Origin of the sequence: Mesorhizobium sp. B1-1-6, from assembly GCF_006443035.1 — a bacterium.
In the GTDB taxonomy this organism is placed as follows: Bacteria; Pseudomonadota; Alphaproteobacteria; order Rhizobiales; family Rhizobiaceae; genus Mesorhizobium.
The window spans coordinates 107,336-132,950 of the sequence record NZ_VFWR01000007.1; the positions used below are offsets into that span (position 1 = coordinate 107,336).

A 25,615-nucleotide genomic window follows, 5' to 3' on the forward strand; every position below is an offset into this window, starting at 1 on the left:
ATACCAGAATCGCAAGCACAACCGGCCGGGTCTCCCGTCCCGGTTTTTCGTGCAAGCCGCTCGCCGAACGGAATTCATAAAGATGCCAAGACGCACCGACATCAAGTCGATCCTGATCATCGGGGCCGGCCCCATCGTCATCGGCCAGGCCTGCGAATTCGACTATTCCGGCACCCAGGCCTGCAAGGCGCTGAAGGAAGAGGGTTTCCGCGTCATCCTGGTCAATTCCAACCCGGCCACCATCATGACCGACCCGGAACTGGCCGACGCCACCTATATCGAGCCGATCACCCCCGAGGTCGTGGCCAAGATCATCGCCAAGGAGCGCCCGGATGCGCTGCTGCCGACCATGGGCGGCCAGACCGCGCTCAACACCGCGCTGTCGCTGCGCCGCATGGGCGTGCTGGAGCGCTACAATGTCGAGATGATCGGCGCCGACGCCACGGCCATCGACAAGGCCGAGGACCGGGCGCTGTTCCGCGAGGCGATGAAGAAGATCGGCCTGGAAACGCCGAAGTCGATGCTGGCCAACGCCACCGACGTCAAGAATGCCGACCGCAAGACGCATGAGGCCGAGCGCGCGGCGCTGAAGGCCGAAAAGCCCGACAATCTCGACGCCGCGCTCGACGCGCTGGAGACAAGCTGGAACCTCGGCGAAGGCGACCGCAAGCAGCGCTACATCAGCCACGCCATGGCGATCGCCGCCCAGGCGCTCGACCATGTCGGCCTGCCCGCCATCATCCGCCCCTCCTTCACCATGGGCGGGACCGGCGGCGGCATCGCCTACAACAGGGCCGAATTCTTCGACATCGTCCAGTCCGGCCTCGACGCCTCGCCGACCACCGAAGTGCTGATCGAGGAGAGCGTGCTCGGCTGGAAGGAGTACGAGATGGAGGTCGTCCGCGACAGAGCGGACAATTGCATCATCGTCTGCTCCATCGAGAACATCGATCCGATGGGCGTGCACACGGGCGATTCGATCACCGTCGCCCCGGCGCTGACCCTGACCGACAAGGAATACCAGATGATGCGCAACGCCTCGATCGCGGTGCTGCGCGAGATCGGCGTCGAGACCGGCGGCTCCAACGTGCAGTTCGCCGTCAACCCGGCCGATGGCCGGCTCGTGGTCATCGAGATGAACCCGCGCGTCTCCCGCTCCTCCGCGCTGGCCTCCAAGGCGACCGGCTTCCCCATCGCCAAGATCGCCGCCAAGCTTGCCGTCGGCTACACGCTGGACGAGCTCGAGAATGACATTACCGGCGGCGCCACGCCCGCCTCGTTCGAACCGAGCATCGATTACGTCGTCACGAAAATCCCGCGCTTTGCGTTCGAAAAATTCCCCGGCGCGGAGCCGGTGCTGACCACCGCCATGAAGTCGGTCGGCGAAGTCATGGCTATCGGCCGCACCTTCCAGGAATCCCTGCAGAAGGCTTTGCGTGGCCTGGAGACCGGCCTCACCGGCCTCGACGAGATCGAGATCCCCGGCCTTGGCTCCGCCAACAGCGCCGACGACCGCAACGCGATCCGCGCCGCCTTGGGCACGCCGACGCCCGACCGGCTGCGCATGGTGGCGCAGGCGATCCGCATGGGCACCTCGCTCGAAGACGTGCACGCAATGTGCAAGATCGATCCGTGGTTCCTCGAGCAGATCGCCGGCATCCTGGCCATGGAAGCCCGCATCCGCGAGCACGGTCTGCCTGAGGACGCCGCCAATCTGCGCATGCTGAAGGCCATGGGTTTTTCGGATGCCCGCCTCGCGTCGCTGACGAAGAGCGACGTGGAAGTCGTTCAGAAGATTCGCGAAAAGCTCGACGTTCATCCGGTTTATAAACGCATCGACACCTGTGCGGCCGAGTTCGCGTCGCCCACCGCCTACATGTACTCCACTTATGAAGTGCCCTTCGCCGGCGCGCTCGCCAACGAGGCGCAGGTGTCGTCGCGCAAGAAGGTGGTTATCCTCGGCGGCGGTCCGAACCGCATCGGCCAGGGCATCGAATTCGACTATTGCTGCTGCCACGCGGCGTTTGCGCTGCGCGACGCCGGCTATGAAGCGATCATGATCAACTGCAACCCGGAGACCGTGTCGACCGACTACGACACGTCGGACCGGCTCTATTTCGATCCCCTGACGGCGGAGGACGTGCTGGAGATCCTGCGCGCCGAGCAGGCCTCGGGCGAGCTGGTCGGCGTCATCGTCCAATTCGGCGGCCAGACGCCGCTGAAGCTCGCCGATGCGCTGGAGAAGGCCGGCATCCCGATCCTCGGCACCTCGCCCGACATGATCGATCTGGCGGAGGACCGCGACCGCTTCCAGAAGCTCTTGCACAAGCTCAATCTCAGCCAGCCGAAGAACGGCATTGCCTATTCGGTCGAGCAGGCCCGCCTCGTCGCCGGCGAGCTCGGCTTCCCCCTGGTGGTGCGCCCCTCCTATGTGCTGGGCGGCCGCGCCATGCAGATCATCCATGACGAGGGCATGCTGCAATCCTATCTGCTCGACACCGTGCCCGGCCTGGTGCCGGAGGACATCAAGCAGAAATACCCCAACGACAAGACCGGCCAGATCAACACGCTGCTGGGCAAGAACCCGTTGCTGTTCGACACCTATCTCAGTGGCGCCATCGAGGTCGATGTCGACTGCCTCTGCGACGGCAAGGCGACCTTCGTCTCGGGCATTCTCGAGCACATCGAGGAGGCCGGCATCCATTCGGGCGACTCGGCCTGCTCGCTCCCCGTTCACTCGCTGCCTTCCGAGCTGGTTGACGAGCTGGAGCGCCAGACGGCAGCGCTTGCCCGCGCGCTCAATGTCGGCGGCCTGATGAACGTGCAATACGCGATCAAGGACGGCACAGTGTACGTGCTGGAGGTCAATCCGCGCGCGTCGCGCACCGTGCCTTTCGTCGCCAAGACCATCGGCCGCCCCATCGCCAAGATCGCCGCCCGTATCATGGCCGGTGAGAGCCTGGAAGACGCCTTCGTCCATTACGGCGCCATGCCCGACCCACGCAATCCTGGCCACATCGCGGTCAAGGAAGCCGTCTTCCCCTTCGCCCGCTTCCCCGGCGTCGACATCCTGCTCGGGCCGGAAATGCGCTCGACCGGCGAGGTCATGGGCCTCGACCGCGATTTTGCCCTCGCCTTCGCCAAGAGCCAGTTAGGGGCCGGCGTCGACCTGCCCCGCTCCGGCACGCTGTTTGTCTCGGTACGCGACGAGGACAAGAAAGGCATATTGCCCGCGGTCAAGCGCCTTGCCGGCCTCGGCTTCAAGGTGATGGCCACCTCAGGCACCGCCCGCTTCCTCGCCGAAAACGGCGTCGTCGCCGAAAAGATCAACAAGGTGCTGGAAGGCCGCCCCCACATCGAGGACGCCATCCGCAACCGCCAGGTGCAGATCGTCTTCAACACGACGGATGGCCAGAAGGCGGTGTCGGACTCCAAGTCGCTGCGCCGCGCGACCCTGATGCAGAAGGTGCCGTATTATACGACGCTGTCAGGCGCGGCGGCTGTGGCGGAGGCGATCGCGGCGCTGAAGGCGGGGAGCCTGGAAGTGAGGCCGCTGCAGGAGTATTTTGCTTAAGGCGACAGCCAATCAGTGAAAAATTCCGAGACGATGACACCCACGAGAAATCAAAGGTCACTTTCTCCTCGGATTCTTAAGCGCTATCAAATAGTCGGCAGACGAATCGACACTGTTCTTTGCAAACGTTTATTCCGGTTCGTTTTAGAAACACCTTCAATTTGCTTCGACCATTGACCGAGCGTATCTAGAATCTGCTGTATCTGTGACAGAGAAAACCTCTCCCCCTTGGCGAGGTAGAGGAGTGGGGTTACTCTTCACTTGGATGCAGGCCATTGGAGCCCACTCACGCCACCGCCACACACTCAATCTCGATGTCAAACTCCATCGGCCACGAAGCCACCGGCACGAAACTCCGCGCCGGCGGGTTGGTCGAGAAGTACCTGGCATAAACCCGGTTAATCGCGTTGTAGAAGCCGGAATTGACGGCGTAGATGCGCACCATCACGACATTGTCCAGCGAGGTGCCGGCCGCTTCCAGGCAGTGTTTCAGCGCCTTGAGCGACGCCTCGGTCTGCACCTCGATGTCGCCGCGCACCATCTCGCCGGTCACCATGTCCACCGGCGGCGTCGCCGAGATGAACACGAATCCGTTGGCCTTCACCGCCGTCGAACAGGGCAGGCCGAGCGCCCGCACCTTGTCCGACATGACGGGCACTTCGATGATTTCTTTTTTCATGGTGATGCTCCCTGGGTTTGGGGGAGCTTATAGTGCCGGCCGGGGAACGCCAGCGCCGACCCGCAGTCCAGAGCCGGAACTCGTCCCTCGCCTGCGAAATCTCGTAGGGCGCTCCCCCTCTCCGTCCCGGCTTCGCCGGGCCACCTCTCCCCCATTTCATGGGGGCGAGGAAAAGCCAATCACTGAGGTCGCGACACCGGAACGCTTGGGTTCCTCGCCCCCACAAGGTGGGGGAGAGGTGGCCCGGCGAAGCCGGGACGGAGAGGGGGCTGGCGCCGACGCGTTGTCCAGCCTTCACCCTTGCCCCGGATAAGGCGTGCCGTCCTTGTGCAGGAAGCGTCCGTCCGAACTCGGGCTCATCATGTCGATGTCGGAGCAGGTGATGACATCGTCAGGGTTGCGCGAGCCGACCTCGAGGTAGAGCGCCGGCATGGACGAGCGGTTGATCAAATGGTGGCCATTGCCGCTGTTCTTGGCGAAGGTGGCGCAGTCGCCGGCGCTGAGCAGCGTCTCGCCGCCATCCTCGACCAGCGTCAGTTCGCCTTCCAGCACATAGACGAACTCGTCCTCATGGCTGTGCCAGTGGCGCTGGCTGGACCAGCCGCCGGGCGGCAATGTCATCAGGTTGACGCCGAAATCGGTGAGCCCGCCGGCATCGCCAAGCCTGCGGCGCCTGCGGCCGGCGCAAGGGCCATCGAAGGGCGCGGGATAGCCCGAGCCCTTGCGGAGGGGCAGGGATGCGAGGTCGAGTTTGGGCATGGGTACTTCCCCGGGTGGGTGGTGCGGCAGTGTAGTCCCACGCAGGCATGGGAAGAACCCTGGCCGTCGCGCCGCCCTACGGCGCCCCCCTCTGTCCTGCCGGACATCTCCCCCTCAGGGGGGGAGATTGGCTGTCGCGAATGCTTTCGCCAAATTTTCAGCGTGGGCAGAAAGAGCGCCGACGCCCAAGCTGCCGATCTCCCCCCAAGAGGGGGAGATGTCCGGCAGGACAGAGGGGGGCGCCGTAGAGTGCTATCGTCTGCGGTTCAGCTCCCTCTCGACCGCCCTCACCCCTGATGCGCGGCCCCCAGTTCCTTCACGTGCTTCTCGTGCATCTTCAGCGTCGGCAGCGTCTTCTTGGCGAATTCCTTCATCGCCGGATCGTCGCCCGATTGGGCGTAGGTGCTGAAGAGCGCGACGGCGTCCTTGTGAGCTGCTGTCTGCATCATGATGTATTTGGTGTCGAAGTCCTTGCCGCTGGCGGCCTTGAGTTCGTCGAGCTGGCCCTGTTCTTTCGGCTGAAGCGCCGGGCCGGCCGGCTTGGTCGAGGCGGTGGTCTGGCCCTGCGCGAGTGCCGCCTTGAAGTCCTCGCCGGCCTTCGTGTGGTCCTCGATCATCTGTTTGGCGAAGGCCTTGACGTCGGCCGACGCCGATTTCTGCTCGGCGAGCTTGCTCGACTGGATCTCGAACTCGTTGGCGCCGGGCACCGTCTTGATGAAGGTCTGCGTGTCGACCTTGCTGTCGGCCGCCAGCGGCGTCGTTTGGGCGGTGGATTGGGCAAGCGCGGCGGGCGCGGCGGCGAGCAAGGCCGCGGCGGTCATGGTCAGAAGCGTTTTCATCTGCAATCTCCGATCGGAATGGTTCCCTCGGGATTCCAACGCCGCAGATGCACGGAAGTTGCGCAAAGCACCTTGCCGTCAATGGCAGCATGCCTCGCCATATTGCAGCTGCTCGTGCCAGTTCGGCCGGCCCTCCGGGGTGAAATCCATCAGGTTCCACAGGATCTCGCAGGTGCCGATGGCGCGCGGGTCCTGGCCGGGTTCGGGCGGCGCGAAGCCGAGTTCGGACGACCAGAAATGCCTGATGCCGTCAGCGTCGCGGTGGAACACCGAGAGCAGCGGGATCTGCGCACCGTCGGCATCCTCGGCGTTGTAGTCGCGCTTGAAGCTGTTGGAGGCCGACGACACCAGCCGCATGTTCTGCCAGCCACGGTCGCGGCCGAGCGTAACGAGATTTTCGAGAACGGTTTTCGCCACCACGGCAAAGTTGAAGCCGGCCGCCTGAAGATGGCCGACCGCGCCGTCGAACTGGTCGAGCAGCGCCGTGCAGGATGGGCATGGCTGGTCCGGCCGCGCCAGCTTCGCCGTGCCGCCCGTCATTGCCACGTCGCGCGTCTCCTGCGGATGGCGCGGAAACATCATCTGGTAGAGGATCAGCGTGTCCTTGCCGGGCGCGAAGAGTTCCGACAGCTTTATCTCGGCCGCCCTGCCCTCGGCATCCAGCCCATCGAACACGTAATCCTGTGGCACCAGCCCGCCCGGCGGCAACGCGCGGCGTGCCACGGCCACATCCTCCATGGCGCGGCGCAGCGCGATTTCCTTCTTCAGCAGCTTTTCGCGGGCGGCGCGGTATCTGGCGGATTCGTTGGGGAAGGTGATCATGATCGGCTCCTTGGGTCACAGCGCCGGCGTCCCGGCGCGGTTGCTCTAAGACCTAAGGACGCGCCGCTGCGGCCGGTTCCGACAATTTTCCCCTCACCCCTTCACGCCGCCGGCGGTCAGGCCTGAGACGATCTTGCGCTGGAAAATCAGCACCAGCAGCACCAGCGGCACGGTGACGATCACCGATGCGGCCATGATGTTGCCCCACGGGATCTCGAACTGCGAATTGCCCGACAGCAGCGCGATCGCCACCGGCACGGTGCGCTGGGCGTTGTTGGAGGTGAAGGTGAGCGCAAACAGGAACTCGTTCCACGCGCCGATGAACGCCAAAAGCCCGGTGGTCGCCAGCGCCGGCCACATCAGCGGCAGGAAGATGCGCGTGATGATGATCCACGGCGTCGCGCCGTCAAGGATCGCCGCCTCCTCGACCTCGACCGGCAGGTCGCGCACGAAGGCGGTGAGCACCCAGACGGTGAACGGCAAGGTGAAGATCATGTAGGAGAAGATCAGCGCGAGAAGCGAATTGTAGAGGCCGAACATCCGCACCAGTTCGAACAGTCCGGCCAGCACCGCCACCTGCGGGAACATCGATACCGACAGGATGGCGAATAGTAGCGCTGAGCGGCCGCGAAAACGGATGCGCGCCAGCGCGTAGGCCGCGGTGACGCCGAGGAACAGCGAGAGCGCGACGACCGCGCCGGAGACCACCAGTGAGTTGATCAGGTTGCGTGCGAAGGCGCCTTCGGTCAGCACGTTGCGATAATTGCCGAGGCTGAACGTCTTCGGCCAGAGGTCGGCCTGGAACAGTTCGGTGCCCGATTTCAGGCTGGTGACGATGGCGTAATAGAAGGGGAATACCGCGACCAGCACGATGGCCGCGACCAGCAGGTAGAAAGCCGTCCGCTTCAGGATCCACATCTCAGCGCCCGCCCTCGAGGCTGACCCCGCCGATCCGGATATAGGCCATGGTGAGAAGCGCAAGAATGAGGAACAGCAGCGTCGAAGCGGCCGAGCCGTAGGCGAATTTGTCGAACTCGAACAGGTTCTCGCGCGCGAACACCGACATCGACTTGGTGTGCACGTTGTTGGGCGTCAGCACATAGATCAGGTCGAAGATGCGCAGCGCATCGAGCGCGCGGAAGATCACCGCCACCATCACCGCAGGGCGGATCAGCGGCAAGGTCACCCGCCAGAATATCTGCCACGGATTGGCGCCGTCGAGCCTCGCGACCTCGATGATCTCGCGCGGCAGCATCTGCAGCGCGGCAAGGATGAGCAGCGCCATGAACGGCGTCGTCTTCCAGATGTCGACGACCAGCACGGCCGCCATCGCCGTGTCGGCGTTGGCCGTCCAGGCGATCTTGGTGTCGATCAGGCCGAGATTGAGCAGAACCACATTGATGATGCCGAACTGGTCGTTGAGCATCCACTGCCACATCTTGGCCGAGACGATGGTCGGGATCGCCCAGGGGATGAGGATCGCCGCCCTGACGATGCCGCGGCCCGGGAATTCGGCATTGAGCACCAGCGCGACGATCGTGCCGAGGATCGTCTCGCAGGTGACCGAAATCACCGCGAAACGCACCGTGTTCCAGACGGCGCTCCACCACACCGGGTCGGCCAGCACGCCATCGTAGAGCACCCGGCCGCTCGGCATGCGCAGCACCGAGAAGTAATTGGCGAAGCCTGCCCACTGGCGGGCGTCGAGGTCGGCCAGCGAAGCGTCGGTAAAGCTGAAATAGATGGTGCGGGCGAGCGGCCAGCCGGCGGCGGCGGCAAGCACCAGGAGCATCGGCGCCAAGAACAGCCAGGCCGAGCGCACGCGCTGGCGCATCAGCCGCGAACGCGGGCGGTGGGTCGCCACGGCTTCAGGCATCGGCTCCGCTTCTTTCATCCCTCCTGCTGGGCGGGATATGGAGGCGCGTTGTGGCGTCACCAGCCACGCCCCTTCAGCCTTGTCAGCATGGCTTCGAGGTCGGCCAGATTGTCGCCGGCGGTGCCATCGCCCGACAGCGTCTTGTGGACGGCGTTCCAGAACTGGCTCGACGCCTCGTTGTACTTGATCTTGGCCGCGGCCGAGGGACGCGGCACCGCATTGAGGAATATCTGCTTCCAGCGCGGGACGATCGGCTGTTGCCTGGCGATGTCGGCATCGTCATAGAGCGCCTGGATGGTCGGCAGGCTGGAGTTCCTCAGCGCGCGGTATTTCTGCATCGCGGGCGAGGCGATGAATTTGACGAGCCCGATCGCCGCGTCCGGGTGCTTGGAATATTTGGACACGGCAAGATTCCAGCCACCCAGCACCGCCGCCGGACGCGCGCCTTCGCCGGTGCCGGCCGGCAGCGGCGCTACGTCGAACTTGCCCTTGATCGGCGAGCCTTCGGAATTGCCTAGTGCATAGGCGTAGGGCCAGTTGCGCATGAAGACCGCATTGCCGGTCTGCCACACGCCGCGCGATTCCTCTTCCTGATAGGCGAGCACACCGGGTGGCGCGATGCTTCCGACCCAGCCCTTGGCCATGTCGAGCGCTGCCGCCGCTTTTGGATTGTTGATCGAGATGGTGCCGTCCGGCTCGATGATCTGGCCGCCGCCATTCGACATCACCCATTCGAGCGCGTCGCAGGTCAGCCCCTCATAGGCATTGCCCTGGAAGACGAAGCCCCAGATGTCCTTGTTGCCGGCAGCCCGCTCCTTGTCCATGACCAGCCTGGCGGTGTCGGCCAGCTCCTTCCAGGTGGCAGGCACCTTGGCGTCGTATTTGTCGAGCAGGTCCTTGCGGTAGTAGAGCGCCGGCGCATCGGTGAAGATCGGCAGCGCCACCAGCCTGCCGTTGACGGTCTGCGACTGGATGATCGAGGGGAAATGGGCGCCGACGACATCCTTGGTCGCCGCGGTCAGGTCGACGAGCTGGCTGGCGAGCTGCGGCGCCCAGATCACATCGGTCTGGTAGACGTCGATATCGCTATTGCCGGCGGCAAGCCACAGCCGGTACTGGCCGAACTGGTCGGTCCCGGACGCCGGCATGACGGCGATGCTGACCTTGTTGCCGCTGTCCTTCTCATAGCGGTCGAGGATTTCACGCAGCACCTTGATGCCGATGCCTGTGTCGCCCGATACGATCGACAATTCGACGGCTCGCGCAGGCACAGCCGCAATCATCGCGGCAGCGACCAACGTGGCAAATGCGTGAAAGAGCCTCATGGCGGCGGAGGATCTCCTTTCGGAACGGCGACGCAAGCCTTCGAGGCTCCGGAAGCTCGTCGGACCCCTCCACCATTCTTTGAATGCGGAGCGGCGCTCTGGGTTCCCGAGCGATGCCCGCGAGCGGCGGTGGGCCGGGCCGCGGCTTCAGCCTTCCCAGGCGACAGGGCTCATCCCAAGCCGCTGATAGAGCCTGACAGCGGCGGCGTTTTCCACCGTGTTGGTCTTGAGGTCGACATGGTCTGCGCCGCGTTCGCGAAAGACGGCGAAGGCGTGCCACATCAGCGCCTCGCCGATGCCCCTGCCGCGCGCCTGCGGATGCACGGCGAGATCCCTGACGAAGGCGCTCGTCCAGCACAGCGCCGCCGCCACCAGCAGGCCCTTGGCGTCGATGACGAGGAAACAGAGCGCAGAATCGAATTCGGGGTCGCCTGAGATGCGTGGCCACCATTCGTCGAACGGGCCGTCGGCGCCATCGTCGAACACTTCGGTCAGCAGCGCATGCAAGGCCGGCGCATCGCCGGGCTCGAGGGTGCGCATGACAAAGCCATCCGACCAGTGCGCGGGAACCAGCGTCTCGTCGAGGATCTTGCGCAGCCGGATGTCGTTCGGAGCCGGCGGGCGCGGTTCGGGCATTTCGCTCAGGCGTCGGGCAGCAGGCGGCGCCGCTTGCGGTCGACGCCGAGGCCGGTCGCCTCGAGCAGGCCCTTGCGCTTGGCGTCGAAATAGTAGCCGGTCTGGTAGAGCCAGTCGGCGCGCTTGGCGTTGCCGTCCGACACCAGCCAGGCGCCACGCAGGTATTTGACGGCGTATTTCAGGTTGGTTTCGGCATCGAACAGGCCCCTGGCCGGTCCGTCATAGCCCATGCCGCGCGCCGTCGCGTGCTTGATCTGCATCAGCCCCCAATGGCCGTTGTTGTAGGCTTTGGGATTGAAGGTGCTTTCGCGGTTGACGACATGGCGCACAAGGTCGACCGGCACCTGATAAAACGCGGCGTATTTTACGATCAGCCGGTCGATATCGCCGCGCACGCCGGTCGCATGCTCTTCCTGCACCGGAGCGGCAGGAAACTGGACGAGGGCAGCCGGATTCTGCGGCACAACATAGGCCGCCTGCTGCACGCCGGGCATGGCTTTCTGATCGTTCCTGGCGATCGCCGGCACGATGAGCCCGGCGGTGGCGTAGGTGGCTGCCGCCTTGATTGGTGCGCCGGCGCCAGCCGGCGGCGGCGCCTGCCAGGCATTGGCGGTCATCACCGCCGGCACGGCCGGTGCGGTTGGGGTCGCTCCGGCAAAGGCCGCGGTTGCCGCGGCCGCCTGTGTGGTCGGGCCGGCGGACAACTCAGCGGTTTGAACGGGCGTAATCCCCGACGATTCCGGCAGCACCGAAACCGTCTCCGGCAACGGCATGGTGAAGCCGGCATCGGTGCCGGCGACGGTCGCTGTTTCGGTGAGGGAAGACGCGGATTTCATCTGCGATGTCGACGTGCAACCGCTGACGCAGGCCATGGCCGCGATCACGCCGAGCGCGATAAGGGTTTGTTTTGCTGGCAAGCCGCGTTCGGGTCCGGTTCGTCGGATGTTAAGAAATCCCTTACACCAGCGATTCCTGGCGAGCAATCGGGGCGCTCAGGTGGTTTTCGGGTGGCGAGACTCGGGCCGAAATGCCATATTGTTCCTGATATGTACCGGCATGAATGCCGGTTTCTGGCCATTTTGCGAAAGGAGCACGCCATGCAAACGCCGTCGCAGATCACAGCCGGCCACGCAGTGTTAGAAACAGTGATCGGCTTCATGGGGATTGCCTGGAGCGAAAAGGGCCTGATCCGGCTCTGCCTGCCCGAACGCAGCCGCGAGGCGGTCGAGCGGCGGCTGATGCGCCACGCCGGCGTTTCGGCCGCTACCGTGCAGCCGCCGTGGGTGGTCGAGCTGATCGCCTCGATCAAGGCCTATGCGGCGGGCGAGGATATCGATTTCTCCGGCGTGCCGGTCGATCTCGACGGCATCGACGATTTCCGCCTCGCCATCTATGGCGCGGCGCGAAAGCTAGCCTATGGCGAAACCACCACCTATGGAGAACTGGCCAAGCGCGCCGGCCATGCCGGCCTGCCGCGCGAAACCGGTGCCGCGCTTGGCGCCAATCCGGTGCCGCTGGTCATTCCCTGCCACCGTATCCTCGCGGCCGGCGGCAAGATCGGCGGCTTTTCGGCGCCCGGCGGTTCGACCACCAAGGAAAAGATGCTGGCCATGGAAGGCGTGCGCGTCGGCCCGCCGCCGCCCGCGCAGGTCTCATTCGGATTTTGAAGCGATAGCGGCCGCGCCGAGCGACTACCTAGTCGCTGTGAAAGAAACGCCGGCGGAAACGCCGGTCGTTGTCCGGTCGCTTGCAATTGTAGACCGGGCAGGATTTCGTATCGGCGCTCGGCACATAGGCGCGTGTCCTCACCTCGCCCATGGTGCAGAATTGCTGGCTCTGCACATAGCGTTCGTAGAGTGGCAGTCCCGGTACCCGCCTCGACTGGTAACGCAGGATGACGGCGCCCTGCCGCGCGATCGTCGCCTGCACGCGGCCACACCCCATCCGCGTCGGATCGTAGCGCGAGATCGCCTGCGCCTCGGCGGCAATCAGCGTCAGGCATGCTGCCAGCAGAATGGTCTTCATGGTCCTCTCCCCTGATGCGCGGCCCACGGACAGCGCCATCTGACGCAACGGTTTCACCGGATTGGGGCGGCCGTTGGGCGGTCCCTCGATCACGGCTTTCTCACGCAGTCTTGTATTTCGTGCGAAAGCAGCCTATATCAGCCCCATTGATATTTCGGCCGATCGATCCGGGCCTCGCGATCTTCGCGTTTGCTGACGTCTATCTCCAAAATCTCGATGCACACCGGCTGGACCTCGGTTCGGTCAAACCAAAGCAAATGTGAAGGACTATTTTTATGGCAACTGGAACGGTCAAGTGGTTCAACGCCACCAAGGGCTTCGGCTTCATCCAGCCTGACGCGGGCGGCGCGGACGTTTTCGTCCACATCTCCGCTGTCGAGCGCGCTGGGCTGTCGACCCTGGTCGAAGGCCAGAAGATCAACTTCGAGATCGAGCAGGACCGCCGCACTGGCAAGTCGTCCGCTGGATCTCTGAGCAAGGCAGCCTGATTTTGAAAATGGCGCGCGCCGGGCGACAGCCCGGGGCGCGCGGCAAGTCACGGATGTACTGACGGTCGCGCGAGAAGCGCGCCGGAGCGGAAAGACCCGACAAGCCGGATCAGCAGATAGCTGCCAGCCCGGACCGGACGCTCCCGATCAGGCTACCGAAATGGGAAGGCGGGCATTGTCCCGCCTTTTTATTTGCCTGGATTCCAGGCATGTAAAGCCGAACCTGGAGTCCCACCTGTGGTACCACTAGAGTGGTATTATCCGGCCATGACCAAGCTTGAGCAAATCGAAAAGTCCATCACCGAACTGAGCCCCGAGGAGCTGAAGGCGTTTGCCGCATGGTTCGAGGCGCTCCAGGCGGACCTGTGGGATCGGCAGATCGAGACCGACGTGAGGGCGGGGCGATTGGACAAGCTTGCCGAACAGGCATTGGCTGACCATCGCGCCGGCCGGACTCGCCCTCTGTGAATCACGGCGCCTCTCCATCATTCTGGAAGGCTTATGAAAAACTGTCATCGTCGATCAAAGCAAAGGCGGACAGGGAGTTTTCTCAGACTGCGTTCCGATCCCTTTCATCCCTCCTTACATTTCAAGCAGGTCGGTTGCTATTGGTCGGCGCGGGTCGACGAAACTACCGGCTGTTGCCATACGCAACAATGAAGATGTGATCTGGTTCTGGATCGGCACCCTATGCCGACTACGACCATCTGTTGAAATAGCTCCCGCGCAGCTTCCCGGACGATGGGCGGCCGGGCCTCGCGCCTGTTGACGCGTGCCCCGCCCCCAAAGAGCCGCGAGGCGGCGACGAGGTTGAGGATAAAGCTACCCCACCCACTCCATCGGCACATGCCCCGGATCCGCTTCCACTCGTTTCAGCCACGCAGCCACCGCCGGGTAGGCGTCGAGCTGGAAGCCGCCCTGCTCCGCCGTATGCGTATAAGCGTAGAGCGCGATGTCGGCGACGCTGTAGGCGCTTCCGGCGAAGAACGCGTTGTTCTCCAGGTATTTATTCATGACACCGAGCGCCTTGTTGCCGCGCTCCAGTGTCACCGCCAGCCGCTCCGGCGTCGCGTCCTTGGCCCTTTCGGGAAAGGTCAGCAGCGCCTTGCGCACGGCGATATAGGGCTCGTGGCTGTACTGTTCGAAGAACAGCCATTGATAGGCGAGCCCGCGCTCATACTTGTCCGCGGGCAGGAAGCGCGTGCCCTCCGCGAGGTAGAGCAGGATGGCGTTGGATTCAGCGATCCGCTTTCCGTCGTCGAGTTCCAGCAGCGGCACCATGGCATTCGGATTCTTGGCGACGAAATCCGCTTTTCGCGTATCGCCCGTGTGCGAACTCACCTCGACAGTGGTGAAAGGGAGGCCGAGCTTGGCCATCAGCAGGCGCGGCTTGTAGCAGTTGCCGCTGTCGATCATGCTGTAAAGTATCATCGCTGGTCCCCCGAGCGCTGCCATGTGCAGACGCGATTATCGTAGCCGCGCCGTCCTCACCAATGATTAGTTTTGGCGCGACGATCAGCGCCGCTGATGTGTAGCACACGGCGCTACCCGAACAGCGGCACCACCTTGCTGTCCCTGCCCAGCAGCGCGTCGATGGCGAGCGGTCGCTCGTCGAAGATCACCCCGGCCAGCGCCGGCCGGGCGAGTAGAAAACCTTGCAGCAGGTCGACGCCGCCATCGAGCGCGACGCGCAGATGGGTGGGCTGTTCGATGCCCTCGACCAGGACCTTGGCGCCGCGGTCGTGCAGGCTGGAGACCAGCGGGCGGAAGAACCGCTCGGCGGCGGCGTGGCGGCAGAATTGCGCGAACCAGCCACCGTCGATCTTGACGATATCGGGCTTGAGCAGGCTGACCCGCTCCTCGGTCGAGTGGCCGGTGCCGAAATCGTCGATGGCGATGCGGATGCCGTCGCGGCGCATCTCGCGCACCAGCCTGGCCAGCAGCGTGTCGTCGGCCGCCTGTTCGGTGATTTCGCAGACCAGCATGCCGGGGGCCAGGCCGAGCTCGCCGAGATGCCTGCTCATCAGCCGGATTTCGGCCAAGGCCCGGCCCCGATGGGCGTTGACCAATGGATTGTAGTTGAAGAACAGATCGAGCCCGTCGACGCCGATGTTGCGGAAGTTCCTGAGATGCAGCACGCGGCACATGGTTTCGACGAACAGCCGGTCCTCGGCCGCGACGCCTTCGAAGAACGCCCGTGCGGCGCCCGGCCGGCCGGCGCGATGCGGCTCGATCAGGCCCTCGACCGCGATTGCGTGCAGGAAGCGGCCGCGCGGCGCGAAGATCGGCTGGTAGGCGCTGCGCAGGCGGAAGTCGCCATAAACGCCATACTCGATACCGACCTCGTCCATGAAGATCGCATCGCCGACATCGCGCCGCCGCTCGGGCCTCATCGTGTGCCCCTGCGCCCAAAGGCTTTGGCCGCCCGCGCGGTATGCGGCGCGGCGGCCGGGGCCGAAGATGCCCTGTCGGCGACAGGCGACGGCCCGTCCTTGCCGAAGACGCGGAAGCTGGTCGGCGCCAGTTCCGGCCGTGCCAGCACGAAACCCTGGACCATCGAAGCCCCGGATTTCTCGGCCAGCTCCAGCTGCCAGCCTTCCTCGATGCCCTCGAACACGGTGCGGATGCCTTGTGCCTCGAAGCTTTTCACCATGGACGTCAGCAGCGCGAAGCCGGCGCCGGACTCCATCAACTGCGTGATCCAGTGGGCATCGAACTTGACGATGTCGGGTTTCAACTCCTTGATGCGGTTGATGTCGGAATCGTCGGCGCCATAGTCATCGACGGCAATGCGAAAGCCGTTGCCCTTCAACGCCGCGACGAAACCGTGCAGGGTCTCCTGCGAGGCTGGACGCTGCTCGGTCACCTCGCACACGACACGGCCCGGATCGATGCCGGCCTCGTGCAGCACCAGGCGCATTTCGCGCAAGGCATTGTCGGCAACGGCGCGCTCGGTGAACACCGACGGATCGAAATTGACGAAGATCGACGCTTCCTCCGGCAGGCAGGCGCCGGCATTCAGCAGATGCAGCGTCCTGGTCAGCGCCTCGACATGAAGCCGGTCGGCGGCCGGGCAGGTGCTGAAGAAGCTCATTGGCGATTGCGGCTCGCCGTCGCGGAACGGCCGGATCAAGCCCTCGAAGGCGGCAACCGACAGCTTGCCTTCCCTGAAGGCGAAGATCGGCTGGAAGGCGCTTTGCAACGTATAAATGCCCCAGACACCTGACGAGGTGCCGTCATCATGACGGATGATATGGGCAAGCCCGATGCTGCGCGACAAGGTTCCTCGCTCCGCGAACTGGCGCAATTGGGTTACGATCCTGCCACGCAAGCCTCTACCGCCCGTTAATGAACTTTCTGTTGCCGATCACGGCTCATTGACCTCCTTGCGGCACTGGCCCAGCCGACAATGCTTGCACTCACGGGAATGATGCGACATGAGAAGCGCCGCGGCCGCTCCTGGCCGCGCTGATCCTTTCTGGAGAGAAAAAAGGTCATGGCCTTCCTTGCCGACACCCTTTCCCGCGTGAAGCCTTCCGCCACCATCGCGGTGACGCAGAAAGCCCGCGAGCTGAAAAATGCCGGCCGCGACGTCATCGGCTTGGGTGCCGGCGAACCGGATTTCGATACGCCCGACAACATCAAGAATGCGGCGATCGAGGCCATCCGCCGTGGTGAGACCAAATATCCGCCGGTGTCGGGCATCGCGCCGCTGCGCGAAGCGATCGCGAAGAAATTCAAGCGTGAGAACAATCTCGACTACAAGCCGGAGCAGACCATCGTCGGCACTGGCGGCAAGCAGATCCTGTTCAACGCCTTCATGGCGACGCTGAATCCCGGCGACGAGGTCATCATCCCCCGGCCCTATTGGGTCAGCTATCCCGAGATGGTGGCGATCTGCGGCGGCACCTCGGTGTTCGCCGACACTTCGATCGACAACGGCTTCAAGCTGACGGCAGAAGTGCTGGAAAAGGCCATCACGCCGCGCACAAAGTGGCTGCTGATGAACTCGCCGTCGAACCCGTCGGGCGCCGCCTACACCGAGGCCGAGCTTCGGTCGCTCGCCGACGTGCTGCTCAGGCATCCGCATGTCTGGACGCTGACCGACGACATGTACGAGCATCTGACCTATGGCGACTTCGTCTTCAAGACCATCGCCGAGGTCGAGCCGAAGCTCTATGAGCGCACGCTGACCATGAACGGCGTGTCGAAAGCCTATGCCATGACCGGCTGGCGCATTGGCTACGCCGCGGGTCCCGTCCAGTTGATCAAGGCGATGGACATGATCCAGGGCCAGCAGACATCGGGCGCCTGCACCATCGCGCAGTGGGCTTCGGTCGAAGCGCTGAACGGCCCGCAGGACTTCATCGCCAAGAACAAGGCTATCTTCCAGGGGCGTCGCGACCTCGTCGTCTCGATGCTCAACCAGGCGCGCGGCATCTCTTGTCCGTCGCCGGAAGGCGCCTTCTACGTCTATCCATCCTGTGCCCAGCTGATCGGCAAGAAGACCAAGGCCGGCAAGGTGATCGACACCGACGAGGCCTTCTGCTCGGAGCTGCTCGAGGCCGAGGGCGTGGCGGTGGTATTCGGTTCGGCCTTCGGCCTCGGTCCGAACTTCCGCATCTCCTACGCCACGTCGGAGACGCTGCTGGAGGAAGCGTGCACGCGCATCCAGCGCTTTACGGCATCACTGACCTGATCGTGAAAACAAAACCCGGCCAAACGCCGGGTTTTTAGATCGGCTCGACACGGTACTCAGCCGCCATATTGGGCCGGCGTCACCGCTTCCAGCCAGTCGGCATGCACGCCCTGGAGCGCTTCCTGCATGGCTATATGCGTCATGGCCGTTTTCGGCCCGGCGCCATGCCAGTGCTTTTCGCCTGGCGCGAACGAGATGACGTCCCCTGCCCTGATCTCCTGGATGAGGCCGCCCCAGGTCTGGGCGAGGCCGGCGCCCGACGTGACGTACAGCGTCTGGCCAAGCGGATGCGTGTGCCAGTGGGTCCGCGCGCCCGGCTCGAAGCTGACCAATGTCGCCCGCAGCCGTGCCGGAGCCTCCTTCTCGATGATCGGCGTCTGCAGCACCCGGCCGGTGAAGTACTTTTCCGGCGCGATGACGGTCGGCGTGCTGCCGCAAGCAATGATCTTCATCGTTCGATCCCTGGAACTGGTGGCGATGCGGGCGGCGGCGCCGCCGCTCTTCTTTCGAGACCCTAGTTTCGGCCGATATGGCCGTCGACGCAACCGGTCTGTTCGGCTTGCAAGTCAGCGGCAACCGCACCGCGCGCTCGGCCCTTGAGGCTACCTATTTTCCTTGCCCTGCCGGCAAACAAGTGGGACGATACCTTTGGGCCGGTTGAAGACAAGCCCGCCCGCGACGGTCGAACAGGCCGGCCGCCGCTCAGGACCGACTGACCTTGGCCTGAACCATGAATGCCAGTCGGTCTCCAGGGAAACGCCTGAGTGGAGGTCAGTCATGGGTAATCGCGCCGGAGGACGACGCACGGGACCGAAATGCATTGCCATAGTCGGTCCCTTCGCAAGCGGTAAGACGACACTTCTCGAAGCCATATTGGCCCGCACGGGCGCCATTCCCCGCCAGAACCCGGTTTCCTCGGGAAACACCGTTTCAGATCATTCGCCCGAGGCGCGCGCGCACGCCATGAGCGTCGAGGCGACCTTCGCCACCACGGAATTCATGGGCGAGCAGTTCACCTTCGTCGACTGTCCCGGATCGATCGAATTCTCCTTCGAGGCCGAACCGGTCCTGGCCGCCTGCGACCTCGCGGTGGTCGTCGCCGAGGCCGACGAGAAGAAGATCCCCGCCCTCCAGCTCATCATGCGCAAGCTCGACGATCTCGGCGTGCCGCGCATCCTGTTTCTCAACAAGGTCGACAAGGCGATTGCCGGCGTGCGCGACACGTTGAAGATGCTGCAGCCTGCAAGTGCGGTGCCGTTGCTTCTGCGCCAGATACCGCTGCGCAAGGACGGCGTCGTCATCGGCTCGATCGACCTGGCGCTGGAACGCGCCTACATCTACCGCGAATATGCCGAGAGCGAGGTGGCCCAGATACCCGGCGACGAAAAGGCGCGTGAGCTGGAAGCCCGTTTTTCGATGCTGGAACGGCTGGCCGACCATGACGACCAGTTGATGGAACAGCTGCTCGAGGAGATCGAGCCGCCCAAGGACGCGGTCTTCGACGATGTTGCCGCCGACCTGCGCGACGGCGCCGTCACGCCGGTGCTGATCGGCACCGCAGAGAAAGGCAATGGCGTGCTGCGTCTCCTGAAGGCGATCCGCCATGATGCGCCCGACATCGACGCGACCCGCAAACGGCTCGGCGCCCCCGAAGGCAACGCGACCGTGGTTCAGGTGATGAAGACCATCCATACGCCGCATGGAGGCAAATTGTCGGTGTCGCGCATCCTTTCGGGACAGGTTGCCGATGGCTCCGAGCTCTGGCTGCCCGGCGGCGACATGGCAAAGGTGTCCGGCATCTACAGGATGCTTGGCAAGGACCAGTCGAAGCTCACCGCGGCGAAGACCGGCGACACGGTCGCGCTCGGCAAGCTGGACGCGGTCAAGACCGGCCAGACGCTGACCTCGGCCAAGGGCGGCATGAAGCCGCTGCTCCAGTTTGAGCCGCCGCAGCCTGTCTTCGCTTTCGCCTTGCGGCCGAAGGAGCGCAAGGACGAGGTGAAGATGTCGGCCGCCATCCAACGGCTGGCCGAAGAAGATCCCTCGCTCAGCCTGCATCATAACCAGGACTCGGCCGAGACCGTGCTGTCGGGCCATGGAGAAATGCACCTGCGCGTCGTACGCGAACGGCTCGAGGGCAAGAACCAGATTCCGGTCGAAGGCCATCCGCCGGCGGTGCCCTACCGCGAGACTATCCGCAAATCGGCGCAGCAGCGCGGCCGCCACAAGAAGCAGTCCGGCGGCCACGGCCAGTTCGGCGATGTGGTGATCGAGATAAAGCCGCTGCCGCGCGGCGCAGGTTTCCAGTTCACCGATACCATCACCGGCGGCGTGGTGCCCAAGACCTACATCCAGTCGGTCGAAAGCGGCATACGCGATTACCTGAAGTCGGGCCCGCTCGGCTTTCCCGTCGTCGACGTCGCCGTCAACCTGTCGGACGGCTCCTACCACGCGGTCGATTCCTCCGACATGGCCTTCCAGATGGCGGCCAAGCTTGCCATGAAGGAAGGCATGGCGGGCTGTTCGCCCGTGCTCCTGGAGCCAGTGATGAAGGTCGAGATCGTGACGCCCTCCGATGCGACCTCGAAGATCATCGCGCTGATCCCGCAGCGGCGCGGCCAGATCCTCGGCTACGACGCGCGGCCCGGCTGGCCAGGATGGGATGTCGTCGAGGCGACCATGCCGCAATCCGAGATCGGCGATCTGATCATCGAGCTGCGCTCGGCCACCTCGGGCGTCGCCAGCTACCGCGCCGTCTTCGACCACATGGCCGAACTCACCGGCCGGCTCGCCGACGAAGCGATGAATGCCAACGGCAAGGCAGCCTGATACTGATGCATGTCGTCTAAAGTGATCTCGGCTTTGGGACATCGACATCCACAAAGATTTGGGTGAGTGCCCTCTCGAACCTTGTTCGAGAGGGCGCAAACAAAAAACGACGCCCGGGGGGGCCGGACGCCGTTTTGTTTGCGGACCGTTTTCTTGGGAGGAGAAACGGCAGGTCCGCCGCATCTTGAAGTCGCCGCTTCGGCGGAAGAAGGTTCGGACGCGGTAGCCGCCTGAGCCCGGATCGTCCGAGTGATGCCCCCATCTCCCGTCCGACCACACCGCGTCCTATGATCTGCTTAGCAGGAGCCGAGCGCCTTTGACATGTTACCAGAGGTTACATGTCACTGTTACGTGGCTATTTCGGTGGATTTTCCCGCCCTTCCGGCAGCGTCCGGGCAACAAAAAAGCCGGATCAATGAAGATCCGGCTGAGTTTGATTGGAAGTGCCTGTTAAGGCTAACCTCCAGAGGGGAACACTCGAGGGCGCTAATGGGAGGAGAACGCGCCCAGGAGATGAACTATATATGTGCTCATCATGCCCAAGAAACAAGCATCTATTTTGCAACACACGCATGCAAAAAGACGCAGGCTGTGGTCTAAGCCATTTCTGGACCCAATAGGACCAGCAGAATCACCGAAGCGGAACCCGCAATGAGACAATTGTCACGGCGGAATCGCGAATCACGCTCGGTTTTCATCCCGAAATGTCAAAAACGCGCAATGGCGTGGAATGAGGCAGCAGGCGTTTATTTCCGAGGCAACTAATGCATGTCGCGCAAAGTGTCCTCGGTTCGGCAGCGACGTGAACAACAAAGACTTGAGCGTCGCGGGAATCGGTTTGGGCGTGACATGCTTCAGGCGGGAGACAAGCAATGCGGACCATTTCGGCGATCGCCGGCAGTGCTGCGTTCTTCATCGCGGCACCCTGTATCGTCGCCGGCCTCGTGCCGTGGCTGCTGACGGATCGCTGGGACCGGCCATGGTCGAGCCTGCCGGGTCTTGCCCCGCTCGGCTGGATCCTCATCGCGGTCGCCGTGGCGGCGCTGCTGCATGCATTCGCCTGCTTTGCGCTTGAAGGCCTCGGCACGCCTGCTCCGGTCGCTCCGACCGAGAGACTGGTGGTCGGCGGGCTCTACCGCCATGTCCGCAATCCGATGTATGTGGCGGTGCTGTCGATCATCATCGGCCAGGCACTGCTGTTTTCAAGCTGGACGCTCGTCGCCTACGCGGCCATGGCAGCCGCGGCCATGGCCACCTTCGTCAAGCTGTACGAGGAGCCGACGCTCACACGCCGCTATGGCGACGAATACGAAGCCTACCGCCGCAACGTGCCCGGCTGGCTGCCCCGCCTGACGCGCTGGCGGGGGTGAGGGTCTGCGCGATCTCCGGGGTCAATACGACCAGCTCCGCGCCTTGGCGATGATGAAGTCGCGAAACACGTGCAGCTTCGCCTGGTTCTTCATCGCGTCCGGGTAGGCGAAATAGGTGTCGAAGGAAGGCACCTCCGTTTCCGGCAGGAGCTGCACCAGGCCGGAATCCTTGGAGATGACATAGTCGGGCAGCATGGCGATGCCGGCGCCGCCCTGCACCGCGCGCTTGATCGACAATATGTCATTGATCTGCAGCGTCGGCACGCGCTGGCCGCCCTCGAAATCGCCGACCGTTTCCAGCCAGTTCAGCTCCGACAGATGCGCGGGCACCGGCACGCCGAAAGTGACGATGCGATGCGCCTTGAGCTCGGCCACCGAAGCCGGCCTGCCATGCTTGGCGATATAGCCTGGCGAAGCATAGAGGTGGAAATGCACCGTGAACAGGCGGCGCTGGATAAGGTCCGGCTGCTGCGGCTGGCGCAGCCGGATGGCGCAATCGGCCTGGCGCATGGTCAGGTCAAGCTCCTCGTTGGCGAGGATCAGCTGCAGGCTGATTTCAGGATAGAGCTCGATGAACTCCTGCACGCGTTCGGTCAGCCAGCCGGCGCCGAGCCCGACCGTGGTCGTGACCCTGAGCACGCCGGAGGGGCGGTCCTTGGTCTCGGTCAGCCGCGATTTGATGGTCTCGAGCTTCATCAGCACGTCATGCGCCGTGCGAAACAGCATCTCGCCCTGTTCGGTCAGCACCAGGCCGCGGGCGTGGCGGTTGAACAGCGGCACGCCGACATCATGCTCGAGCGCGCTGACCTGGCGCGAAATCGCCGATTGCGACAGGTGCAGCGTCTCGGCCGCATGTGTAAACGACCCTGCTTCCGCCGCAGCGTGAAACACGCGTAGCTTGTCCCAGTCCAACGCCATGATTCCCCTCGTTCCTGTTTGGCGTCTGAATGAAAAATCAGGCTTTTACACGGCGTTTCTAAGCCGTTCTTTCAACAGTTTGCGAACCGCTATTCGGCCGCCTCGCGATGCACCTCGATACCGGCCAGGTATTTCTCGGCCTCGAGCGCCGCCATGCAGCCCAGCCCCGCCGCAGTCACCGCCTGGCGGTAGATATCGTCGGTCACGTCGCCGGCGGCGAACACGCCGGGCACGTCGGTGCGGGTCGAATCCGGCGCCGTCCACAGATAGCCGTTAGGCTTCTGCTTCAGCTTGCCGACGAACAGCTCGACCGCCGGCGCATGGCCGATCGCGACGAACACGCCGTCGACCTCGAGCTGCGTCTCGACACCCGTCACCACGTTGCGCAGCTTCAACCCTTCGACCGAAGGCGGCAGTGGCGTCTTGCCCGGACGGCCGGTGATCTCGTCGACAACCGTGTCCCAGATGACGCGGACATTGTCCTTCTTCAAGAGCCGCTCGCGCAGGATGCGTTCGGCGCGGAAGTCCGAGCGCCTGTGGATGACCGTCACGCTCTTGGCGAGGTTCGACAGATAGAGTGCTTCTTCCACCGCCGAATTGCCGCCGCCGACCACCGCGACATCCTTGCCGCGGTAGAAGAAGCCGTCGCATGTGGCGCAAGCCGATACGCCGAAGCCCATGAACGCCTGTTCGGTCGGAATGCCAAGCCATTTGGCCTGCGCGCCGGTGGCGATGATCAGGGCATCGGCTGTGTAGACGGTACCGGAATCGCCCGTTGCGCGGAACGGCCGCACGTTGAGATCGACCTCGGTGATGATGTCGGCGATGATGTCGGTGCCGACATGCTCGGCCTGCCTGAGCATCTCGCTCATCAGCCACGGACCCTGGATGGGTTCGCCGAAACCGGGATAGTTCTCGACGTCGGTGGTGATCATCAGCTGGCCCCCCTGCTGCAGGCCGGCGACCAGCATCGGCTTCAGCATGGCGCGGGCGGCATAGATCGCCGCGGTATAACCGGCCGGGCCGGAACCGATGATGAGGACAGGCGCGTGCTTGGTGGTCATGAAAAGCCTCTGCGGAGGGCTGCCGGCGTTTGCGGCATGGAAAACTCGTCGATGTCGCGCGTAATGTAAGTGTTGCCCACGACACCAGCAAGGCAAGTTGGCGCTCGTCCCCGGAAAGCTTTGTCGCACCGGGCGAACCGCTCTGGTGCGGCGCGGATTTCCCCGTGGGGATGGCGTGGACAGCAAAGTCGTTTAATTACAAAATCCCGCAAGATTCTTTCGCCACCCGCAATCATCGAAAGCCCCGAAATGCCGCTCAAGGCCGACCTCGACGCAATCGACTGGAAGATCCTGCGCGAATTGCAGGCAGATGGACGCATGACCAATGTCGAACTGTCGAACCGCGTCGGCATTTCGGCACCACCTTGCCTGCGCCGCGTCAAGCGACTGGAGGAAGCCGGCATCATTCGCGGCTATCGGGCGCTGCTCAACGCGCCGGCGCTCGGTCTCGACGTGGTCGCCTTCTGCCTGGTCGGCCTGCACCATCAGGCCGATGCCGAGCTTCGCATCTTCGCTGAGCGCACGCGCGGCTGGCCGGTCGTACGCGATGCCTGGATGGTGTCGGGCGAATCCGATTTCCTCCTGCACTGCGTGGCAAGCGACCTCGGCGCCTTCCAGACCTTTGTCATCGAGGAACTGACCTCCACGCCGAACGTCGACACGGTGCGCACAGCCCTCACCATCCGCCGGGTCAAGGATGAAGGGTTGGTCTCGTTCGAGCGGCCGTGACGCCGATCGATTGCGGCGCCCGGCCAAAGCGAATTCCGGAATTTCGCCACATCGCCGCCGCGTTGATAACGGACAGGCGCAGGCAGCCGGATCGTCTTGTGCGATTTGGCGCCTGATTGGTTTCCTTGCCCAAGCAGCGTAAGTTCCAAGGACAATCCGCCGTGGAAGGGACCATGACCAGGTTTGCAAGCCCGATTTCGGCGCTCATCATCTGCATGAACGAGGCCGATATGATCGGCCCGTGCCTCGAAAGCATCGATTTTTGCGCCGAGATCGTCATCGTCGATTCAGGCTCCACCGACGCCACGTTGGACATCGTTCGGCAGTTTGTCGCTGAGGGCTATCCGATAAAGCTGCTGCACAATGGCTGGCCGGGTTTTCCGCATCAGCGGCAATTCGCGCTCGACCACGCCACGCAGCCCTGGTGTCTTTCGATCGACCCGGACGAACGCGTCGACGACCGGCTGCGGCAGTCGATCGTGGTGGCGATCGAGACGGCGAATGCCGGCATCAGCGGATGGTACATCCGCCGCCGCGACTGGCTGAAGGGCTACGGCTATGCCCATCGCTGGGTGCTGCACAACAGGCTGTTGCGGCTTTTCCGCCGGGAAGGTGCGACCATGGACGTGACCGCGCGGGTCCATGAATCCTTCGGCGTTTCCGGCGAGACCAGCACGATCGAAAGCGGCGTGCTGCTGCATCGCCGCGAAATATCGGTCGAGGAGGATCTGGCCCGGGCAAATGCCTATTCCAGCCTCAAGGCGGCCACCCTGGTCGAGAAAGGCAAGAAGCCGGGCCTGGTGCGGCTGGTGCTTTCGCCGCTCGGCAACTTCCTGAAATTCTATCTGGCCAAGCGCTACTTCCTGTGCGGCCGGCACGGCTTCGTCTATTCGATGTCGGTGATGATCTATTCCTTCGCCACCGAGGCCAAACTGTATGAGGCCTCGCAAGGCAGCGAACCGGCGTGAGCGGTCAGGTCCGGA

General features: G+C 63.8%; 25 protein-coding genes. 9 read left to right on the plus strand and 16 right to left on the minus strand.

Annotated features, from left to right (window positions below; all coding sequences use genetic code 11):
* Positions 1-82 precede the first annotated feature (82 nt).
* Entirely contained in the window at positions 83-3,574 is a 3,492-nt protein-coding gene (gene carB / locus FJ979_RS15645) for a carbamoyl-phosphate synthase large subunit (RefSeq protein ID WP_140582054.1), read from the plus strand.
* A gap of 286 nt (positions 3,575-3,860) precedes the next feature.
* On the opposite strand, the gene FJ979_RS15650 is transcribed toward carB, so the two are convergent.
* From FJ979_RS15650 to FJ979_RS15690, 9 genes are all read right to left on the minus strand, one after another.
* On the minus strand, positions 3,861-4,253 hold the full coding sequence (locus FJ979_RS15650; RefSeq protein ID WP_013530107.1) for a RidA family protein: 393 nt from the start codon (positions 4,251-4,253) through the stop codon (positions 3,861-3,863).
* A gap of 294 nt (positions 4,254-4,547) precedes the next feature.
* Positions 4,548-5,012, minus strand: coding sequence for a cupin domain-containing protein (locus FJ979_RS15655; RefSeq protein WP_140582057.1), 465 nt, complete (start codon positions 5,010-5,012; stop codon positions 4,548-4,550).
* A 287-nt stretch (positions 5,013-5,299) separates the two neighbouring features.
* Complete coding sequence (locus FJ979_RS15660; protein WP_140516783.1) at positions 5,300-5,851, minus strand: DUF4142 domain-containing protein; 552 nt, start codon at positions 5,849-5,851, stop codon at positions 5,300-5,302.
* Positions 5,852-5,929: 78 nt separating this feature from the next.
* Positions 5,930-6,673, minus strand: coding sequence for a DUF899 family protein (locus FJ979_RS15665; protein ID WP_140582059.1), 744 nt, complete (start codon positions 6,671-6,673; stop codon positions 5,930-5,932).
* 93 nt (positions 6,674-6,766) lie between these two features.
* The gene (locus FJ979_RS15670) at positions 6,767-7,591 is read right to left on the minus strand and encodes a carbohydrate ABC transporter permease (RefSeq protein WP_140582062.1); all 825 of its coding nucleotides are present in this window, start codon (positions 7,589-7,591) and stop codon (positions 6,767-6,769) included.
* Position 7,592: 1 nt separating this feature from the next.
* Complete coding sequence (locus tag FJ979_RS15675) at positions 7,593-8,549, minus strand: sugar ABC transporter permease (RefSeq protein WP_140516789.1); 957 nt, start codon at positions 8,547-8,549, stop codon at positions 7,593-7,595.
* 56 nt (positions 8,550-8,605) lie between these two features.
* Positions 8,606-9,874, minus strand: a complete 1,269-nt coding sequence (locus tag FJ979_RS15680; protein ID WP_140516791.1) for an ABC transporter substrate-binding protein — start codon at positions 9,872-9,874, stop codon at positions 8,606-8,608.
* A gap of 147 nt (positions 9,875-10,021) precedes the next feature.
* Positions 10,022-10,510 carry a GNAT family N-acetyltransferase gene (locus FJ979_RS15685; protein ID WP_140516793.1) on the minus strand — a complete coding sequence of 163 codons (489 nt, stop codon included), beginning with the start codon at positions 10,508-10,510 and terminating at the stop codon, positions 10,022-10,024.
* Between the two features lie 5 nt (positions 10,511-10,515).
* Positions 10,516-11,427, minus strand: coding sequence for a lytic transglycosylase domain-containing protein (locus tag FJ979_RS15690; protein ID WP_140516795.1), 912 nt, complete (start codon positions 11,425-11,427; stop codon positions 10,516-10,518).
* 180 nt (positions 11,428-11,607) lie between these two features.
* Between FJ979_RS15690 and FJ979_RS15695 the strand changes: the two genes are divergently transcribed.
* Positions 11,608-12,177 (plus strand): methylated-DNA--[protein]-cysteine S-methyltransferase, encoded by a 570-nt coding sequence (locus tag FJ979_RS15695; RefSeq protein WP_140495944.1) that lies wholly within the window; start codon positions 11,608-11,610, stop codon positions 12,175-12,177.
* 28 nt (positions 12,178-12,205) lie between these two features.
* Here FJ979_RS15695 and FJ979_RS15700 read toward each other — a convergent pair whose 3' ends face one another.
* Positions 12,206-12,535, minus strand: coding sequence for a hypothetical protein (locus FJ979_RS15700; protein ID WP_140582065.1), 330 nt, complete (start codon positions 12,533-12,535; stop codon positions 12,206-12,208).
* A gap of 275 nt (positions 12,536-12,810) precedes the next feature.
* Here FJ979_RS15700 and FJ979_RS15705 point away from each other — a divergent pair, with 275 nt between their 5' ends.
* Positions 12,811-13,023, plus strand: coding sequence for a cold-shock protein (locus tag FJ979_RS15705; RefSeq protein ID WP_010910991.1), 213 nt, complete (start codon positions 12,811-12,813; stop codon positions 13,021-13,023).
* Between the two features lie 267 nt (positions 13,024-13,290).
* On the plus strand, positions 13,291-13,491 hold the full coding sequence (locus FJ979_RS15710) for an iron-containing alcohol dehydrogenase (RefSeq protein WP_140556015.1): 201 nt from the start codon (positions 13,291-13,293) through the stop codon (positions 13,489-13,491).
* Positions 13,492-13,845: 354 nt separating this feature from the next.
* Here the strand turns inward: FJ979_RS15710 and FJ979_RS15720 are convergent, their stop codons facing one another.
* The 3 genes from FJ979_RS15720 to FJ979_RS15730 form a co-directional block, all read right to left on the minus strand.
* Positions 13,846-14,454 carry a glutathione S-transferase family protein gene (locus FJ979_RS15720; RefSeq protein ID WP_140524868.1) on the minus strand — a complete coding sequence of 203 codons (609 nt, stop codon included), beginning with the start codon at positions 14,452-14,454 and terminating at the stop codon, positions 13,846-13,848.
* Positions 14,455-14,567: 113 nt separating this feature from the next.
* The gene (locus FJ979_RS15725; RefSeq protein WP_140495948.1) at positions 14,568-15,416 is read right to left on the minus strand and encodes an EAL domain-containing protein; all 849 of its coding nucleotides are present in this window, start codon (positions 15,414-15,416) and stop codon (positions 14,568-14,570) included.
* Positions 15,413-16,303, minus strand: coding sequence for an EAL domain-containing protein (locus FJ979_RS15730; RefSeq protein WP_140582067.1), 891 nt, complete (start codon positions 16,301-16,303; stop codon positions 15,413-15,415). Before FJ979_RS15730 ends, FJ979_RS15725 begins: the two co-directional genes overlap by 4 nt.
* 216 nt (positions 16,304-16,519) lie before the next feature.
* Here FJ979_RS15730 and FJ979_RS15735 point away from each other — a divergent pair, with 216 nt between their 5' ends.
* A complete protein-coding gene (locus FJ979_RS15735) occupies positions 16,520-17,722 on the plus strand; it encodes a pyridoxal phosphate-dependent aminotransferase (protein ID WP_140495950.1) in 1,203 nt (400 codons plus the stop codon).
* Between the two features lie 56 nt (positions 17,723-17,778).
* Here FJ979_RS15735 and FJ979_RS15740 read toward each other — a convergent pair whose 3' ends face one another.
* Positions 17,779-18,174, minus strand: coding sequence for a cupin domain-containing protein (locus FJ979_RS15740; protein ID WP_140582070.1), 396 nt, complete (start codon positions 18,172-18,174; stop codon positions 17,779-17,781).
* 325 nt (positions 18,175-18,499) lie between these two features.
* On the opposite strand from FJ979_RS15740, the gene FJ979_RS15745 reads away from it, so the two are divergent.
* Together FJ979_RS15745 and FJ979_RS15750 are read left to right on the plus strand one after the other, a co-directional pair.
* The gene (locus tag FJ979_RS15745; RefSeq protein ID WP_140582073.1) at positions 18,500-20,551 is read left to right on the plus strand and encodes an elongation factor G; all 2,052 of its coding nucleotides are present in this window, start codon (positions 18,500-18,502) and stop codon (positions 20,549-20,551) included.
* A gap of 872 nt (positions 20,552-21,423) precedes the next feature.
* The gene (locus tag FJ979_RS15750; protein WP_140495953.1) at positions 21,424-21,921 is read left to right on the plus strand and encodes an isoprenylcysteine carboxylmethyltransferase family protein; all 498 of its coding nucleotides are present in this window, start codon (positions 21,424-21,426) and stop codon (positions 21,919-21,921) included.
* A gap of 21 nt (positions 21,922-21,942) precedes the next feature.
* Here FJ979_RS15750 and FJ979_RS15755 read toward each other — a convergent pair whose 3' ends face one another.
* Positions 21,943-22,839 carry a LysR family transcriptional regulator gene (locus FJ979_RS15755; protein WP_140495954.1) on the minus strand — a complete coding sequence of 299 codons (897 nt, stop codon included), beginning with the start codon at positions 22,837-22,839 and terminating at the stop codon, positions 21,943-21,945.
* An 89-nt stretch (positions 22,840-22,928) separates the two neighbouring features.
* Positions 22,929-23,903 (minus strand): thioredoxin-disulfide reductase, encoded by a 975-nt coding sequence (trxB, locus tag FJ979_RS15760; RefSeq protein ID WP_140516807.1) that lies wholly within the window; start codon positions 23,901-23,903, stop codon positions 22,929-22,931.
* A gap of 249 nt (positions 23,904-24,152) precedes the next feature.
* On the opposite strand from trxB, the gene FJ979_RS15765 reads away from it, so the two are divergent.
* Together FJ979_RS15765 and FJ979_RS15770 are read left to right on the plus strand one after the other, a co-directional pair.
* Positions 24,153-24,632 (plus strand): Lrp/AsnC family transcriptional regulator, encoded by a 480-nt coding sequence (locus FJ979_RS15765; protein WP_140495956.1) that lies wholly within the window; start codon positions 24,153-24,155, stop codon positions 24,630-24,632.
* A gap of 173 nt (positions 24,633-24,805) precedes the next feature.
* The gene (locus tag FJ979_RS15770; RefSeq protein ID WP_140582077.1) at positions 24,806-25,600 is read left to right on the plus strand and encodes a glycosyltransferase family 2 protein; all 795 of its coding nucleotides are present in this window, start codon (positions 24,806-24,808) and stop codon (positions 25,598-25,600) included.
* Positions 25,601-25,615: the final 15 nt, after the last annotated feature.